Genomic DNA, 17215 nt, shown 5'->3' on the forward strand with positions numbered 1-17215 from the left:
GAGCTTGTCGAGAACCGGGCGCGCAACGCTTCTCGACAGGCTCGAAGCGAACGGATTGATAGAATGACCACGCAGACCTCCACCGCCACCTTCGTCAACATCGGCGAGCGCACCAACGTCACCGGCTCCGCCAAGTTCAAGAAGCTGATCATGGCCGGCGACTATGCCGCCGCCATCGACATCGCCCGCGAGCAGGTCGAAAATGGCGCGCAGATCGTCGACGTGAACATGGACGAGGGCCTGCTCGACGCGGTCGAGGCGATGACCACCTTCCTCAAGCTCATGACCTCGGAACCGGACATCAGCCGCGTCCCCGTCATGATCGACAGCTCCAAATGGGAAGTCATCGAAGCGGGGCTGAAGTGCGTCTCCGGCAAGCCGGTGGTCAACTCGATCAGCATGAAGGAGGGCGAAGAGGCCTTCCTGCATCATGCGAAACTCTGCATGGCCTATGGCGCCGCCGTGGTGGTCATGGCCTTCGACGAGACCGGTCAGGCCGACACCCAGGCGCGCAAGGTCGAGATTTGCGAGCGCGCCTACAAGCTGCTGATGACCATCGGCTTCCCGCCCGAGGACATCATCTTCGATCCCAATATCTTCGCCGTCGCGACGGGAATCGAGGAGCATAACAATTACGGCGTCGACTTCATCGAGGCCTGCCGCGAGATCAAGAAGCGCTGCCCGCATGTCCATATCTCGGGCGGCCTGTCGAACTTCTCCTTCTCCTTCCGCGGCAACGAGCCGGTGCGCCGGGCGATGCACTCGGTCTTCCTCTACCACGCCATTCCCGCCGGCCTCGACATGGCGATCGTCAATGCCGGCCAGCTCGACGTCTATGACGCGATCGACCCGGCCTTGCGTCAGGCGTGCGAAGACGTCCTCCTCAACAGCGATCCCGAAGCCGGCGATCGCCTCGTCGCGCTCGCGGAAAGCTTCAAGGGCAAGGATGCCGCATCGGAAAAGGCCGCGCAGGAATGGCGCGGCTGGCCGGTCGCCAAGCGCCTCGAACATGCGCTGGTCAAGGGCATCGACATGTATGTGGTCGAGGATACGGAGGAATGCCGCCTCGCCGCAACCAAGCCGATCGAGGTGATCGAAGGCCCGCTGATGGACGGCATGAACGTGGTCGGCGACCTGTTCGGCGCGGGCAAGATGTTCCTGCCCCAGGTGGTGAAGTCCGCCCGCGTCATGAAGAAGGCGGTCGCCCATCTTCTGCCCTATATCGAGGCGGCGAAGGAACCCGGCGCCAAGGGCAAGGGAAAGATCATCATGGCGACGGTCAAGGGCGACGTCCATGATATCGGCAAGAATATCGTCGGCGTCGTGCTCCAGTGCAACGGCTTCGAGGTGATCGACATGGGCGTGATGGTGCCCTGGCAGGACATCATCAAGGCCGCGAACGAGAATGACGCCGACATGATCGGCCTGTCCGGCCTCATCACCCCCTCGCTCGACGAGATGGTGACGGTGGCGGCGGAAATGCAGCGCGCCAACATGACCATGCCGCTGCTGATCGGCGGCGCGACCACCTCGCGCGTCCACACCGCGCTGCGCATCGACCCGGCCTTCACCGGCCCGGTCGTCCATGTGCTCGACGCCAGCCGCGCGGTCGGCGTCGCCACCGCGCTCGTCTCCGAAACGCAGAAGGCCGATTTCGTTCAGAAGACCAAGGATGATTATGAGCATGTCCGCGTCGCCCGCGCGAACAAGGGGCAGAGCCAGCTCCTGTCGCTCGAGGACGCCCGCGCCAACGCCTTCGAGATGGACGAGAGCCTCAAGGCGCCGCGCCCGCTGCTGCCCGGCACCCACCGCTTCCCCGACTGGGATCTGAAGGATCTGGTCAACTATATCGACTGGACCCCCTTCTTCCGCGCCTGGGAGCTGGCCGGCAATTATCCCGCCATCCTGGAGGACGAGATTGTCGGCGAAAGCGCCCGCAGCCTGTTCGCCGATGCGCAGAAGATGCTGGGCAAGATCATCGAAGAGAAATGGCTGACCGCGCGCGGCGTCGCGGGCCTGTGGCCCTGCCGTCGTCAGGGCGACGACATCATCGTCCATGTCGAGGACGAGAAGCATTACACCCTGCCGATGCTGCGCCAGCAGATCGCCAAGCGCGAAGGCCGGGCGAACATGTGCCTTGCCGACTTCATCAGCCATGATGGCGACTGGATGGGCGGCTTTGCCGTGTCGATCCACGGCATCGAACCGCACCTCGCCCGCTTCAAGAATGCGATCGACGATTATTCGGATATCCTGCTCAAGGCGCTGGCCGACCGTCTCGCCGAAGCCTTTGCCGAACGTCTGCACCATTATGTCCGCACCGCGCTCTGGGGCTATGCCGAGGGTGAGCAGCTGACCAACGAAGCGCTGATCAAGGAAGAATATCGCGGTATCCGCCCGGCACCCGGCTATCCGGCCTGTCCGGAACATAGTTTGAAGCCCATCCTGTTCGAGATGCTGGACGCCCATCATGCGACCGGCGCGACGCTCACCGAAAGCTTCGCCATGCTGCCGACGGCGGCGGTCAGCGGCTTCTATTTCGGCCACCAACAGGCGGAATATTTCGGCGTCGCCCGCGTCGGCCGCGACCAGCTGGAAGATTATGCCGGCCGCCGCGGCATCGACCTGGAAACCGCCGAACGCTATCTGCGCCCGAACCTGGACTGACGCCCGGCGCCTCCCTTCATCGAGGGGAGGTTGCCTGCTACCCCACGCCCGGCGGTGCCATGCGTGCCTCCGGGTAATTGCGGTCTTGCGCGCGGGCGGCGGTCGGTGGCTAAGTGCCGCCGACGACAGGCATGGGGGTAGGATGGCACGGCATCTCGACGAGCGGACGTTGCGGGTGGTCGGCTGGATCGCGACCGTCACCGCCATCCTCATGTATGGTTCCTATCTGGACCAGATCCGGATGAACCTGGCCGGGGACAAGGGATCGGTGATCCAGCCGCTGGCGACCGTGCTCAATACCTGCCTGTGGGCGGCCTATGGCTGGCTGCACAAGGACAAGGACTGGCCGATCATCGTCGCCAATGTGCCCGGTATCATCCTGGGCGCGACCTGCCTCTACACCGCGCTTTAGGGCTGATCTTGACCCGGTTTGCTTGAAACTAAGTCGCAATTGCATTCATGTTGCAGATGCGTAATAGGCTGGGCTTTCGGATGACAGCCAACGGAGCCCCGGTGACCAAGCGCATATTGTTCCAGATCCACTGGTTCCTGGGGATCACCGCCGGCCTGGTGCTGGCGCTGATGGGCGTGACCGGCGCGACCATGAGCTTCGAGGACGAGATCAGCGAGGCGCTGTCGCCGCGCCTCTATGCGCCCGGCGTGCCGGCCGGGCCGGACCTGTCGCCCGACCAGTTGATCGCCAGGGTGCAGGCCGACAATCCGGGCTATTATATCGCGCGGCTGGACTGGGAAATGGCGCGCGACCGGTCGCACAGCGTGCGCCTGTCGTCGAGCGAAGGGCGCGGCCGCAAGCAGGGGCAGGTCGATCGGGCTACCGGCGCCTGGCTGGGCGCGCCGGCGGGCGAAGGCTTTTTCCACCTGATGGATGATCTGCATCGCTGGCTGGCGCTGCCGGGCGGCGGCAATGGCATCGGCCGGCAGATCACTGCTTTCAGCGCGATTGCGCTGATCTTCTTCGCTCTGTCCGGCCTCTATCTGCGCTGGCCGCGGCAGGCGCTGGACTGGCGCGCCTGGCTGGTGCTGGACCTGCGCAAGACGGGGCGCAACCTGTGGCGCGCGCTGCATGTCGTGATCGGCACCTGGGTGCTGCTCTTCTATCTGCTGAGCGCGCTCACCGGCCTGTGGTGGAGCTATGACTGGTATCGGCAGGGGGTGATATACAGCCTGACCGGCAAGACGCCGAGCGAGGAAGGCCGGCGTTCGGAGAAGCGCGACGGGATCGCGCCGCGGCCGTCGATCGATCCGGCCTGGACCGCCTTCCGCCGCGCCACCGGCAATGACTATATCTGGGTGCGCATCACCCAGCCTGCGCCGTCGCAGCCGATGAAGACGATCAGCTTCGACGCCCGGCCCGAAGGCGCGCGCCATCTGCGCCAGACCGACAAATATAGCTATGATCCGGCCAGCTATGCGCTGGAAAAGCGCGACCTTTATGATCGCCGGCCGCTGGGCGTGATCATCACCCAGAGCGTCTATGAACTGCACCGCGGCGCCTTTTTCGGGCTGCCCGGCCGCATCATCATGATGCTCACCAGCCTCACCATGCCGCTGTTCACGGTGACCGGCTTCCTGCTCTATCTCTCGCGCCGCAAGCGCAAGCAGGCGGCGCGGGCGCTTGCCGGCGATGTCGCGGCGGTTGCGGGGGGCGATATGGGCGGCGGCGACCTGCTGATCGCCTATGCCAGCCAGACCGGGACAGCCGAGATTCGCGCGCGCAACGCGGCGCAGGCGCTAGCCCATGGCGGGGTGCGGGCACAGGTGGTGCCGGTCGGCCGACTGACCCGCGACATGCTGGCGGGCGCGCAGCGCATCCTGTTCGTCGTTTCGACCTATGGTGAGGGTGAGCCGCCGGACATGGCGCGCGGCTTTGCCAGCCGGCTGCTGCGCGGCGGCCCGATCGATCTTGGCCATGTCCATTATGGCGTGCTGGCGATCGGCGACCGGGAATATCCCGATTTCTGCGCCTTCGGCATCACTGTCGACGGCTGGATGGCGGGGGCGGGCGCGCAGCCGCTCTTCCCGCTGATCGCCATGGGGCATGACGATGAAGCGGCGGAGCAGGCCTGGCATGATGCGCTGCATGATCTGGGCGCGGGCGAGGGTGATCGGGGCCAGATGGTGATCCCGTTCACGCCGTGGCGCCTGGTGGCGCGCCACGCGCTCAATCCGGACAGTCCGGCGCTGACCGCCTATCATCTGCAGTTCGAGCCGGTCGGCACGGATGTGCCCGAATGGCAGGCGGGCGATATCGTCGAACTCCACCCCTGCAACGCGCCCGCGGCGGTCGAGGCGCTGCTGGCCAGCCAGGCGCCCGAGGGCGACTTGATCGCTGTGCCGGCGGCGTTGCGGGCGGAACTGGCACGCGCGATGCTGCCCGAAGCCGGAACCCCGCTCACCATGGCGGCGGCGCGCGCGTTGCGCCCGCTGCCGGCGCGCGAATATTCGGCGGCGTCGATCATGGCCGATGGCGTGCTGGACCTGGTGGTGCGGCAGGTGCGCGATGATGACGGGCGGCTGGGCATCGGTTCGGGCTGGCTGACCGCGCATATGGTGCCGGGCGAGACGACGATGATGCGGGTGCGGCCCAATCCGGGCTTCCGCACCGATCCGGCGGCGCGCGGCGCGATGATCCTGATCGGCAATGGCACCGGTATTGCCGGGCTGCGCGCCCATCTGCGCGCCGCCGCCAATGACGGGATGGGCGGCCACTGGCTGCTGTTCGGCGAGCGCAGCCGGGCGCATGAGCGCTATTTCGATGCGGAACTGTCGGCCTGGCTGGCGGATGGCACGCTGGCACGGCTGGACCGCAGCTTTTCGCGCGATGCGGATTGCGGCCGCTATGTCCAGCATCTGCTGGCGGACGCGGGCGCGGAACTGCGCGAACGGATCGGCAAGGGCGCGACCATCCTGGTCTGCGGCAGCCTGGAAGGCATGGCGCAGAGCGTCCATCAGGCGCTGATCGCGATCCTGGGCGAGGCGATGCTCAATGACTTGGCCGAGGTCGGCCGCTACAAGCGCGACGTCTATTAAGGGCGGATTGGCGAAGTCTGGGCGGTTTGGAAGCAAGTTGAGGCGGACCTTGCTTCCTCTCCTCCCTTTCAAAGAGGGGCTATGCCTCGTTCGCTCCCCTGACGCCGTCCGCTGGGCCGATCGGTGCCCGACGGTCCCGTTATCGGTCGGTCCGCACCTGGGCGGAAAAGCTGCCCGGCAAGAAGCGACCAGGGGAGGATGGTCTGGAAGCGACCATTCGCAGCCTTACTCGGCTAAAGTCGCGGCATCTGAAACCAGACGTAAGTTGACTACCTTATCGACGATTATTTCATAGTCGAAGGCGCTCAAGTGCCCGTAGCTTCCCTTGCGAGCTGTTTGCCGTCCCACAAACTCAACTTCGTAGAGGCCTTCGTCGCTAGCCGAAGAGGTTAGAGCCTTTCCCGACAACCAGATGCGGTCGCCAGCAGTTTGATAGGAGCAGGAACCAGCGGGCGATGGACAAAAGCGGGAATTCTCGAATTCTCTTCTCCATAGGCCTTTCCACTGACGGGTTGGTGTCATCTCGAAGCATTCATCTGTGCTCGACGGCATCGCTTCGATACCACCATGTTTAATCTTGTTAAGGCATCCCTCGGTGATGCCCGGCATTCCTTCTCGAAACTCTTGAATAGTGTTATCCGAGAACCGCTGTGGTTGCTGTTCACACCCTTGTGTCACCAACAGTATCAAAGGAGCGAGGTTCATAAAGCGGCATTGCATGTTGCGACGATGGCCAGATCGACCCCGCTCTGCAACGTCTGACTTGAGCGATGCTGATCCAATATCAATCCGTCCGCACCCCAACTCTGCCCGCTGGGGGCAACCTCGCCTGAGGTCGCCCTCAGTCGGCCAGCATGGCGGCGAGGGTGGGGGTCATATATTCCTGGGCGCCAGTTTCGGTGCGCAGGATGAGGCGGGCGGCGAGGTTGTGGCGGGTGGCGAGGGCCATGCCGCGATCGGCGCCCAGCACGGTGATTGCGGTCGCCCAGGCGTCGGCCAGCATGGCGGAGGCGTGGAGCACGGTGACGGCAGCGACGCCCTCTGCAATGGGGGCGCCGGTCGCGGGATCGATGCTGTGCGACAGGCGGCGATCGCCCTCCATCCGGTAGCGGCGATAATCGCCCGAACTGGCCATGGAAAGGCCGCAGAGCGCGACCCGCAGCGTCGGGAGGTCGAGGCCCGGCGGCACTTCGGCATCAACCCACCAGGGCTGGATATCGGGCTTGACGCCCTCGCCGCGTAGTTCGCCGCCAATTTCCACCAGGAAGTTGGGGAGGCCGAGGCTGCGCAGACAGGCCGCGACCGCGTCGACGGCATAGCCCTTGGCGATGCCGGAAAAATCGAGCGCGACGTCGGCGGTGCGCCGGGCGCGGTCGCCATTGAGTTCGATGCAGGTCCAGGGTGCGACCGAGGCGGTGGCGCTGCCGCCGGCGAGCGCCGGGCCGAAGCCCCAGCGCGCGACGATGCCGCCGATCGCAGGGTCGAAGGCGCCGTTCGACAGGCGGGCCATGGACAGGCCCGCGCGCAGCACGCCCATCATCGCGGGCGGCAGGCGGGTCCATTGGCCGATCGGACTGCGGTTGAAGCGGCTGATGTCGGAGCCGGCTTCCCAATTGCTCATCTCGCCGATGACGGCGGCCAGCACGGCCTCGACATGGGGCTGGCAGTCGGCGGGCGGATTGACGATGCGGGCCGACCATGTGGTGCCCATGGTCGGCCCGCCCAAAGTGACGATAGCGCCCTGACGCTGGCGCCCGGCAAATTGCTCGGGCGACAGGTCGGGCGCTATCGCGATCCGGACGGGATTGCCGGAGGGCCGGGTCAGGGCGCCAGCACTTCCAGCGTGGTGATGTAGGAGGCGCGCTTCTGCGGCGGGCCGGCCGGCGGTGCGGGCGGTGCGCCCTCCGGCTTGCCGCCCTGCGCGCCCGGACCACCGGGGCCACCTTCGCGGCCGCCGCCGGTGCTGGCGTTCAGCCAGTACATGCCGGGGGCGCCCCATTTGACGGCCAGCTTGCCATCCTTGTCGGTGACGAGGTCCATCTGGCCCAGCGCATCGCGATAGCGGATGCCGCCGGGAATGACGGTGACCTTGAGGTCGGCGGCGGGCTTGCCGTCGAGCAGGAACTGGAAGGTCGCGGTCTCGCCCGACACCAGGTCATTGGGATGGGTCACCGGGACCAGTTCGATGCCGGTGCCGGTCGGCTTGAAGATGGTGGTGGTCGGCGCGCCCAGCGTCACGAAGATCTCGTTGCGATTGCTTGCCTCGGCGGTCTGGACATTGGTGGCGCCGGCGGGGATCGCCTGGGCCAGAGTGGCCTTGGTCGTGCCGCGCGGCAGGCGCTCCTGCTTGCCGTTGAGGGTGTAGCTGCCCATCACCATGGTCGAGACATTGGCGATGCGATAGGTGCCCGGCTTGGTCAGATGCACGTCGAAGGTCGAGCGATATTTGCCGGTGGCGGCATTTTCGATCTTGCCGGTGGTGCCGTCCGGCTCGGTCACGGCGATGCCGTCGGTGCGCATCGGGAAATGTTCGAAATAGAAGAGGTCGTTGGAGACTGCCGCGTCGACCGTCACCCAGCTGTCGGTGCCCGACAGGGTGGTGGAGGAGGGCAGCATCCACTGGCGGTGGGCCTGGGCCGCGCCGGAGAGCATCAGGGCGGCAAGCGCGCCCGCGATCAGATATTTGGCTTTCATGGTCTTTGTCCCCTGTTACTTGCCGAAGCTGACGCTGACGGCGCCGAGTTCGCTGCTGCCCTGTGCCTTGGCGGCGACGCCGGGCTTGGCCGGCCAGGTGAAGGGCAGGCGGAGCAGTTCGCGGCCGCCGACTTCACGGGCGGCTTCCACCACCAGCGTATATTTGCCCGGACCCAAGGCGCCGAGCGGCCCCTTGCCGGCGGTGAAGGCGATCTTCTGGTCGCCCGGCGCGCGGGTCGCGCCCGATACGCCATCGGCCGGGAAGCTCATCGTGCGGCCCGACACGCGCCACCACTGGCGGATGTCGCGCAGCCATTTGGTGCCTTCGCCCTTGGCCTTGTCGACATCATACCAGACCGCGAGCGTGCGGGGGGCGGCGCCCTCCTTCTCCAGCCAGATGGCGACATAGGGGCGGTGATATTCGGCGACCGACAGGCGCGGGATATTGACCGTGACGGTCATGGTCTGCGCGGCGGCCGGTGCGGCCAGCGCACCGGTGGCGCCAAGCGCGGCACCGCCGGACAGGATGAGCTTGGGACTGATCTGCATGGAAAGATGGACCCCCGTTAGTGGATGAAGAGGATGGCGAGCAGCGCCGGCAGCGCAAGCCCAATCGCGACCAGCGGCCAGGTGCTCGGCCGCTTGGCGGCGTGCAACTGGAGCAGCAGCAGGCCGGTCAGCGCGAACAGGAAGCAGGCGACGGCGAAGATATCGATGAACCATTTCCACACGGTGCCGGCATTGCGGCCCTTGTGCAGGTCGTTGAGATAGCTGACCCAGCCACGGCTGGTCGCTTCGCTGGTGACCTTGCCGTCATGCCGGTCGATCGACACCCAGCCATCGCCGCCGGGACGCGGCAGGGCTAGATAGACTTCGTCCGCCGACCATTCCGCCTCGCCCGCGCCGCTCTGGCCGATTTCCTTTTCGACCCATTGGGCGATCGGGGCGGGCAGGGGCTTCTTGGCATCGGGCGCGTCATCGGCCGCGACCAGCTTCAACAGCGGAGCGGGCAGGGTGGCGCTCTTCTCGACGGTCTGGGGCGAACCCTCGACATCGGCGGCGTGGTTGAGGGTGATGCCGGTGAAGGCGAAGAGCAGCAGGCCGATCAGGCTGATCGCCGAACTCACCCAATGCCAGGTATGCAGCTGCTTCAGCCAGAATGCCTTGGCGCTCTTCTTTTTCTTGGGCTGGGCGCGGGCGGGAGCGTGCATCGAGGGAAGGGCGAGTCCTGTGGGAAATGAGGTGGCCCGAATAACGCGAACGACTCGCAATTGCAAACCGCTCGCAACAGGAAAAATGTATCAAAATGTAAGCGGTCGGGAACCAAAGCGCCGCACGCGCGTCTCCGCCTGCCGCCTCCTGCTTGACCACCATACTTGACGGGTGCGGCACGCCCCCCTAGCGAAATCAGCTTGGACAGCGATGTCGCGGGGATGCGATGTCTGTTTATCGGCCCTTATCCAGGCCGTTGCTGGCCGTTGGGCCCGTCGTCCAGACGGGGCCGTGACAAGGGACGATTTATGCTGCTTTCGGTTGCCGCCACTGGAATGATGCTGATGGCGGGACAGGGGGAGGTCGTGGACAGCGGCGCTCCGATGGTGCCGGCTGCGGCTATGGCACCTGCGCCGGCGGAAACGCCCCAGACCGTCCCTGCCGACCCGGTCCAGCCCGCCCAGATGCCGGCACAGACGCCGTCACCCGACAGTCCCTATCCGCCGCCGGTCGTGCTGCCGACGCTGAGCCCGATCGCGGAGCAGCCCAAGGAAGAGGTGCCGGTCGATCCCAATGCGATCGTCGTGACCGGCGATACCGGGCTGCGCAAGCGCGATCCCTTCGCCGCGATCAACGAACAGTCTTTCGAAGCGGTCCAGGCGGTCGACAAGGCGCTGATCGAGCCGGTGGCCAAGGCCTATAACAAGGGCCTGCCGCGCCCGGTGCGCAAGGGGCTGCGCAACTTCTTCTCGAACCTGGGCGAGCCGGTCGTGTTCGCGGCCTATATGCTGCAGTTCAAGCCGGGCAAGGCGTTCGAGACGGCCGGCCGCTTCGCGATCAACACGACGCTGGGCTTTGTCGGCCTGTTCGACGTTGCCAAGCGCAAGCCGTTCAACCTGCCCTATCGCCCCAATGGCCTCGCGAACACGCTGGGCTTCTATGGCGTGGGGCCGGGGCCGTACATGTATCTGCCGCTGGTCGGCCCGACGACGCTGCGCGACATCATCGGCGACACGGTCGACAAGATGATCCTGCCCTTCGCGGTGGGTAAGCCCTTCACCCAGCCCACGGTCGTCATCCCGATGGCGGTGCTGGACCAGCTGGGCGAGCGCGCGGCGTTCGACGAGCGCATCCAGGCGATCCGTTCCGACGACAATCCCTATGGCAGCTATCGCGACCTCTATCTCAACCAGCGCAAGGCGGAGATCGAGGCGCTGCACGGTCGCTACACGCCGGGCGTGACGCCGGTCTATGGTCCGGGGCTGCGCGTGCCGGGCAAGGACAAGTCGGCAGCCGATGCGCCGGAGGCTGTGGCGCCGGAGGCTGCTGCCCCGGTCGATGCTGCGCCGGCCCCCGAACCGCCCCCCGCACCGGCGCCCAAGCCGCTGATGGTGCAGCCGCTGCCCGCCGACCCGCGCTGAGCGCATCAAAGGCACGGAAAAGAAAAAGGCGCCCGATCACTGGATCGGGCGCCTTTTTCTTTATGGGATGGCCCGCCCCTTTTCCCCGGCATCGGATATGATGCTGGTGCTTGAAGAGGAAAGGAGCGGACCGATGTCTATTGTGATCCTTGGCGTTGATTTGGGCAAGAATGCCTGCAGTGTGGTGGGCGTGGATGCGTCGGGAGCTGTCGTCGTACGCAGGTCGATGCGCCGCCAGACGCTGGTCGACTACGTTGCCAAGCTTCCTGTGTGCGTGGTCGCGATGGAGGCATGTTGCGGTGCCCATTATCTGGGGCGCCTGTTCGCCGCGCACGGACATGAGATCCGGCTGATGTCGCCGGAGTACGTACGGCCGTATGTCAAAGCACAGAAGAACGATGACCGCGACGCCGAGGGGATCGCCGAGGCCGCCTCGCGTCCAACGATGCGCTTCGTCGAACTCAAGACCCAGGAGCAGTTGGACATCCAGACGCTCCACCGGGTTCGCTCGCGCCTGGTGGCTGAGCGCAGGAGCCTGACCAACCAGTTGCGGGCGATCCTGCTGGAGCGCGGGACCATTTTCCCGGTTGGGCGGCGCAAGCTGGAACTCGGCATCGATGCCCTGCTGGCCGATGAGGATACGACCTTGTCACCGCGTCTGCGCCAGTTGGTGGCCGAACTGCGTGCCGAATGGCGCGAACTCGATACCAGGGTGGAAACGCTGAACGGCGAGTTTGTCGAGCTGGCGCGCAATGACGCGGCTGCCCGGCGGCTCACATCCATCCCCGGCGTCGGGGTGCTGAACGCAACTGCCCTGATTGCAGCCGTGGGCGATGCCAGCAGCTTTGCCAAAGCCCGAGACCTGGGTGCCTGGCTCGGTCTGGTGCCCCGTCAGCATACTACCGGCGGCAAGCCGCGGCTGCTCGGCATCTCCAAGCGAGGCAACACCTACTTGCGCACCTTGCTCATCCACGGTGCCCGAGCAGCATTGCCGTCGCTGGCGCGAAGCGAGACCCCGTTGGGGCGCTGGTTGACAGGAATGATCGAGCGAGGAGTCCACCGCAATGCTATCGTCGTCGCGCTGGCCAACAAGCTGGCGCGGATCGCATGGGCGGCCTTGCGCAAGGACGCGACGTTCGAACGCGGCTACCCAGTCGCGGCATAACCGGATCGGCCGCACGCATCTTCGTGCATAGGCCAACGATGTTTGCAGGAAGGATCGTGAAGATGGCCTGACAGTCGATCGGCGTCTGGAAAGCCCGGCCAAAAAAATGGCACTCGTTGCCGGCGTCTTTATTGTGGCTCCAGACGTGCGGATGTCCATCTTGGCCATGGGGTCACCCATGAGACCGCATACGTTGACGCAGACTGATCAGAACACTTCAAAATCCCCCTTGCAGACGGGGCGGGCCATACGTTTTTTTGGGGGGGGCGGTTGAAACCCCTTCCCGCTGACGGGAAGGGGCGATGGCCTCAGCGGCCGAGCAGGCCGCGGGCCTGACCGGCGATTTCCGCGAGCATCGCGACATTGGGCGACGCCGCTGCCTTGGCGCGCTGCACCAGGGCGCGGAACTGCTGGATGCGCGCACCGCGCTCGATCAGCCATTTCTCGACATGGTCGGACACATCCTTGCCCTTGCCCTGGGCCAGGAAGTCGAGCCGCACCTGCTGCATGTCGCGCGCGACGCCGGAGATGAGCAGCCGCTCCCACGGATCGGTCGGTTCCATGCGGGCGGCGGCCGACTGGACCCAGTCGATGCCGACAGCCTCGCCCAGATGGGTGAAGGCGCGGGTCAGCGCGATCTCGTCCATCTTCAGGCGACCGGCGAGCGCGGCGATGCCGACCGCGCCGTCCAGCTTGAACAGGCCGGCGGTGCGCACGGCCAGCATGTCCGGCGCACCGAGCGAGAGCAGGCGATCGGTAACGGCCGTGACGCGGCGCAGCGCTTCGCTGGTGAGCAGGTCGTCGACCTGGTTGGCGAGCGTTTCGACGCCCTTGGCCAGGATCGCATGGCCGGCGTCCGGCAGGGTGCCGGCGGGCACGCTGCGCAGGATATCGGCGATCTGCGCGCGCATGCCGCTGGCGATGTCGCCGAACAGGGCCAGGCGGGCGGCTTCCGACATGTCGGCCGCGTCGATATCCGCCCACAGGGTGCGGATGTCGTAGAGGCGCTCGGCAATCAGGAAGGCGCTGGCGAGATCGGCGAGCGAGCAGCCCTCTTCTTCCGCCAGTTCGAAGGGATGGATGATGCCGAGGCGGTTGACGATGCGGTTCGCAACCTTGGTGGCGATGATCTCCTTCTTGAGCGCATGGGCGGCGATGGCATCGGCTTCCTTCTCCTGCATCGCGGCAGGGAAGGCGGCGGCCAGTTCCGCGCCCATGCTGGGATCGGTGGCAAGGTCGCCATGTTCGATCGCGTCCTGCAGCGCCAGCTTGGCGGTGGAGAGCAGCACGGCGAGTTCGGGGCGGGTGAGGCCCTGGCCATCCTGGCCCCGCCGCAGCAACTGGTCATTGGCGGCCAGCCCCTCGACCTGGCGGTCGAGACGGCCGGTTTCCTCGAACGTCTCGATCAGCCGGACATAGGAGGCAAGGTCCGCCGCGCCGCCGCTTTCGGCGATCGACAGGCCGAGCGCCTGAAGCCGGTTATCCTCCAGCACGATCGCGCCGACCGCGTCGGTCATGCTTTCGAGCAGGGCATTGCGCTTGTCGAAGGGCAGGCGGCCTTCCGCCATTTCCTTGTTCAGCGCGATCTTGATGTTGACCTCATTATCCGAGCAGTCGACGCCGGCACTATTGTCGATGAAGTCGGTGTTGATCCGCCCGCCATGCAGCGAGAAGGCGATGCGGCCGGCCTGTGTGGTGCCAAGGTTCGCGCCTTCGCCCACCACCTTGACGCGCAGCTGTTCGGCATTGACGCGCAGCCGGTCATTGGCCGGGTCGCCGACATCGCCATGGCTCTGCGCGGCGGCCTTCACATAGGTGCCGATGCCGCCGAACCACAGCAGGTCGTTGGGGCTCTTGAGGATGGCGGAGATGAGCGCGGTCGGCTCCATCTCGCTTTCGGTCACGCCCAGGATTTCCTGAACCTGCGGGGTGAGCGGGATCTTCTTGAGGCTGCGGGCGAACACGCCGCCGCCCTCGGAGATCAGGCCCTTGTCATAATCCTCCCAGCTGGAGCGGGGCAGGGCGAACATGCGGTTGCGCTCTTCCCAGCTCTTGGCCGGATCGGGATTGGGGTCGAGGAAGATGTGGCGATGGTCGAAGGCGGCGACCAGCTTGATCGCCTTGCTGAGCAGCATGCCGTTGCCGAACACGTCGCCCGACATGTCGCCGCAGCCCACTACCTTGACCGGCTCGCTCTGCACATCGACGCCCATTTCGGCGAAGTGCCGCTGGACGCTGATCCAGGCGCCCTTGGCGGTGATGCCCATCGCCTTGTGGTCATAGCCGTTGGAGCCGCCGCTGGCGAAGGCGTCGCCCAGCCAGAAGTCCCGCTCCAGCGCGATCGCATTGGCGACGTCGCTGAAGGTCGCGGTGCCCTTGTCGGCGGCGACCACGAAATAGGGATCGTCGCCGTCGCGCACCACCACCTGGGCGGGGTGCTTCACCTTGTTCTTCACGATATTGTCGGTGATCGACAACAGGGTGCGGATGAAGATGCGATAGCTTTCCGTGCCTTCAGCGAACCAGGCGTCGCGATCGACCTGCGGATTGGGCAATTGCTTGGGGTAGAAGCCGCCCTTCGCGCCGGTCGGCACGATGACAGCGTTCTTGACACGTTGCGCCTTCATCAGGCCCAGGATTTCGGTGCGGAAATCGTCGCGACGGTCGGACCAGCGCAGGCCGCCACGGGCGACCGGACCGGCGCGCAGATGGATGCCCTCGACGCGCGGGCTGTAGACCCAGATTTCCCGCCAGGGCAGCGGCGCCGGCAGGCCGGGGACGAGGGCGCTGTCGATCTTGAACGCCAGCGCCTCGGCCGCAGCCGGGGCATAGAAGTTGGTGCGCAGCGTCGCGGTGATGACGGCGCGGATCAGGCGCAGCACGCGATCCTCGTCGATCGAGCTGACCTGTTCCAGGCCCGCGTCGATCTCCGCCTGGATGGCGGTCGCCTTGTCGCTGCCGTCCTGCGCGGCGGGATCGTGCAGCGCTTCGAACAGGGCGACAAGATTGCGGGCGACGCCCTGTTCACGGCGCAGCGTGTCGGCAAAGGTCGCCATGCCAAAGGCGGTGCCGGTCTGGCGCAGATAGCGGAACAGCGCGCGGAACAGCACGACCGCGCGCGGCGCAAAGCCGGCGGTGACGATGAGTTCGTTGAACCTGTCATTTTCGGCTACGCCTTCGATCACCTGGGCGATCGCCTCGGTCACCACTTCGGCGCGGTCGACCACCGCCTGGGCATCGCCGCCAGCCGGCAGTTCCAGCACGAAGCGCTGGACATGGCCAAGCGTGCCGCCGTCGATCGCCGTGGTCATCTCGTCGATCACGCGGAAGCCGAAATTCTCGAAGGCGGGGACGACTTCGGACAGGGCGATCGCGTCATGGCTGTAGAGCTTGAGGCGCAGCCGTTCGGCGCTGTCTTCCGGGTTGCGATAGATGCGGATCGACTTGTCGCCCGGACCCGACAGGCCGTGGATCAGGCGGATGTCGACCGCCGCCTCGACCGGGCCGGCGCCGTTGCGATAGGCCATCGGGAAGCCGGGGGCGAAGCGCTGGGCCAGCGCCGCGGCGCGGCCGGCTTCCTCGCTTTCGGCCAGCGCTTCCTCGACGGCGGGCAGCCAGCCGCGCACCATCTGCTTGAGCTGGCGATCGAGCGCGGCATCATCGGGCACCACGCCGCCGTCGCGCAGGTCGAGGGTGATGCGCAGCAGCGCCAGGCCGCCTTCCTCCAGCGCGATCGACCAGCTCAATACCGGGCCATTCGCCGCCTTGGCCAGCATGTCCTGGATCGCGACGCGGCGCGCAGTCGACAGTTCGTCGCGCGGCAGCCAGACAAAGGCATAGAGGTGACGGGCGAGCGCGCTGGTGGCCAGCACCAGCTTGGGGCGCGGCCGGTCGGTCAGCGACATGAAGGTGAGCGCCAGATGCTCCAGCGTGTCGCGCTCGAAGCCGATCAATATGTCATGCGGCAGGGTGGTGAGCGCATGGGCCAACGTCTTGCCGGCATGGCCGGCCGGATCGAAACCATATTTGTCCATCAGCGCCGACAGGGCCGAGCGCAGCAGCGGCACCTTTTCCGGCGAGGCGGCAAGCGCCGCGCTGGTCCACATGCCGGCGTGGATCGACAGGCCGGTGACGCTCTTGCCCTCACGCACCGGCAGGATGATGAGGTCCAGCAGCACGCCGCGATGCACGCGCGAGAGGATGTTGGACTTGATGATGAGCGGGCTGCGCTTGCCTTCCTCGAACCAGGTGAAGGCGGCTTCGCGCGAGGCCGGCGCGATCATCGGCTTGTCACGCAGCGCGCAGATGCCCAGCCGCTCTTCCGAGGTGCCGACGCGGCTGCACAGTTCATGGCCGATCTGGGTGAAATGGCCCGCGAGGAACCAGCGCAGCAGCGCAGCGCCTTCATCGTCGGTGACGGCATTGGCGTCGGCCGACATGGCTTCCTGCATGCGCGGCCAGTCGCGCACGGCGACGCGAACGTCGGCCAGCGTGTCTTCCAGCGCCTTTTCGAGCGCGCGGCGGGCCTTTGCGTCGGCCCGGTCGGCCTCGATATAGATCATCGATTCCCGCAACGCGCCCGGCGCATCATCGTCCAGGATCGCGGACAGGCTGCCATCGGCGCCGCGCGATATCGACAGGACGGGGTGGAGCAGCCGGTGGATGCTGATGTCGGCCGCCGCGAGCGTGGTGGCGATCGAATCGACCAGGAAGGGCATGTCGTCGTTGATCAGCGCGATCCGCATGAAGCGGCCGGTGGCGCCTTCGCCCAGCGTCTCGATCGCGATGCCGGGCTTGCCGGCCTTGCGCGCATTGGCGGTGCGACCCAGGAAGGCCGCAGCGGCGGCGATGGCCGCCTGATCAAATCCCTCGCTCTCGCCGGGCAGGGCGCCCTTTGCCAGGACGCCTTCCAGCGCCGCGCGAACAGTTGAATCGACTTCCTTGATATTGGGATCAGCCAGCGCCGTCATTCGCCTACCTCTTAGCCGCGGGGAAATGTCCCGCC

The 17215-nt window shown here is 66.2% G+C and carries 11 protein-coding genes; 5 read left to right on the plus strand and 6 right to left on the minus strand.

Annotated elements, in window-relative coordinates; genetic code table 11:
• Positions 1-63: 63 nt before the first annotated feature.
• The 3 genes from metH to U0025_RS00670 all read left to right on the plus strand — a co-directional run bounded on the left by metH (position 64) and on the right by U0025_RS00670 (position 5718).
• Positions 64-2667 (plus strand): methionine synthase, encoded by a 2604-nt coding sequence (metH, locus tag U0025_RS00660; protein WP_004210494.1) that lies wholly within the window; start codon positions 64-66, stop codon positions 2665-2667.
• Between the two features lie 142 nt (positions 2668-2809).
• Positions 2810-3079 (plus strand): SemiSWEET family transporter, encoded by a 270-nt coding sequence (locus tag U0025_RS00665; protein ID WP_004210495.1) that lies wholly within the window; start codon positions 2810-2812, stop codon positions 3077-3079.
• Between the two features lie 80 nt (positions 3080-3159).
• Positions 3160-5718 carry a PepSY domain-containing protein gene (locus tag U0025_RS00670; protein ID WP_004210498.1) on the plus strand — a complete coding sequence of 853 codons (2559 nt, stop codon included), beginning with the start codon at positions 3160-3162 and terminating at the stop codon, positions 5716-5718.
• A gap of 225 nt (positions 5719-5943) precedes the next feature.
• On the opposite strand, the gene U0025_RS00675 is transcribed toward U0025_RS00670, so the two are convergent.
• From U0025_RS00675 to U0025_RS00695, 5 genes are all read right to left on the minus strand, one after another.
• Complete coding sequence (locus tag U0025_RS00675) at positions 5944-6327, minus strand: hypothetical protein (RefSeq protein WP_139278723.1); 384 nt, start codon at positions 6325-6327, stop codon at positions 5944-5946.
• A 232-nt stretch (positions 6328-6559) separates the two neighbouring features.
• Complete coding sequence (locus U0025_RS00680; RefSeq protein WP_004210500.1) at positions 6560-7429, minus strand: FAD:protein FMN transferase; 870 nt, start codon at positions 7427-7429, stop codon at positions 6560-6562.
• Between the two features lie 110 nt (positions 7430-7539).
• On the minus strand, positions 7540-8412 hold the full coding sequence (locus tag U0025_RS00685) for a DUF4198 domain-containing protein (RefSeq protein ID WP_004210502.1): 873 nt from the start codon (positions 8410-8412) through the stop codon (positions 7540-7542).
• A gap of 15 nt (positions 8413-8427) precedes the next feature.
• Positions 8428-8961 (minus strand): DUF2271 domain-containing protein, encoded by a 534-nt coding sequence (locus U0025_RS00690; protein ID WP_004210503.1) that lies wholly within the window; start codon positions 8959-8961, stop codon positions 8428-8430.
• A 17-nt stretch (positions 8962-8978) separates the two neighbouring features.
• Complete coding sequence (locus tag U0025_RS00695; protein WP_004210504.1) at positions 8979-9623, minus strand: PepSY-associated TM helix domain-containing protein; 645 nt, start codon at positions 9621-9623, stop codon at positions 8979-8981.
• A 309-nt stretch (positions 9624-9932) separates the two neighbouring features.
• Here U0025_RS00695 and U0025_RS00700 point away from each other — a divergent pair, with 309 nt between their 5' ends.
• Together U0025_RS00700 and U0025_RS00705 are read left to right on the plus strand one after the other, a co-directional pair.
• Positions 9933-11045: an MlaA family lipoprotein gene (locus U0025_RS00700; RefSeq protein WP_004210506.1), complete on the plus strand. Its 1113-nt coding sequence runs from the start codon at positions 9933-9935 to the stop codon at positions 11043-11045.
• 133 nt (positions 11046-11178) lie between these two features.
• A complete protein-coding gene (locus tag U0025_RS00705) occupies positions 11179-12210 on the plus strand; it encodes an IS110 family RNA-guided transposase (protein ID WP_004207353.1) in 1032 nt (343 codons plus the stop codon).
• 308 nt (positions 12211-12518) lie between these two features.
• Here U0025_RS00705 and U0025_RS00710 read toward each other — a convergent pair whose 3' ends face one another.
• Positions 12519-17180, minus strand: coding sequence for an NAD-glutamate dehydrogenase (locus tag U0025_RS00710; RefSeq protein ID WP_004210507.1), 4662 nt, complete (start codon positions 17178-17180; stop codon positions 12519-12521).
• Positions 17181-17215: the final 35 nt, after the last annotated feature.

This window comes from Sphingobium yanoikuyae (assembly GCF_034424525.1).
Taxonomy (GTDB): Bacteria; Pseudomonadota; Alphaproteobacteria; order Sphingomonadales; family Sphingomonadaceae; genus Sphingobium; species Sphingobium yanoikuyae.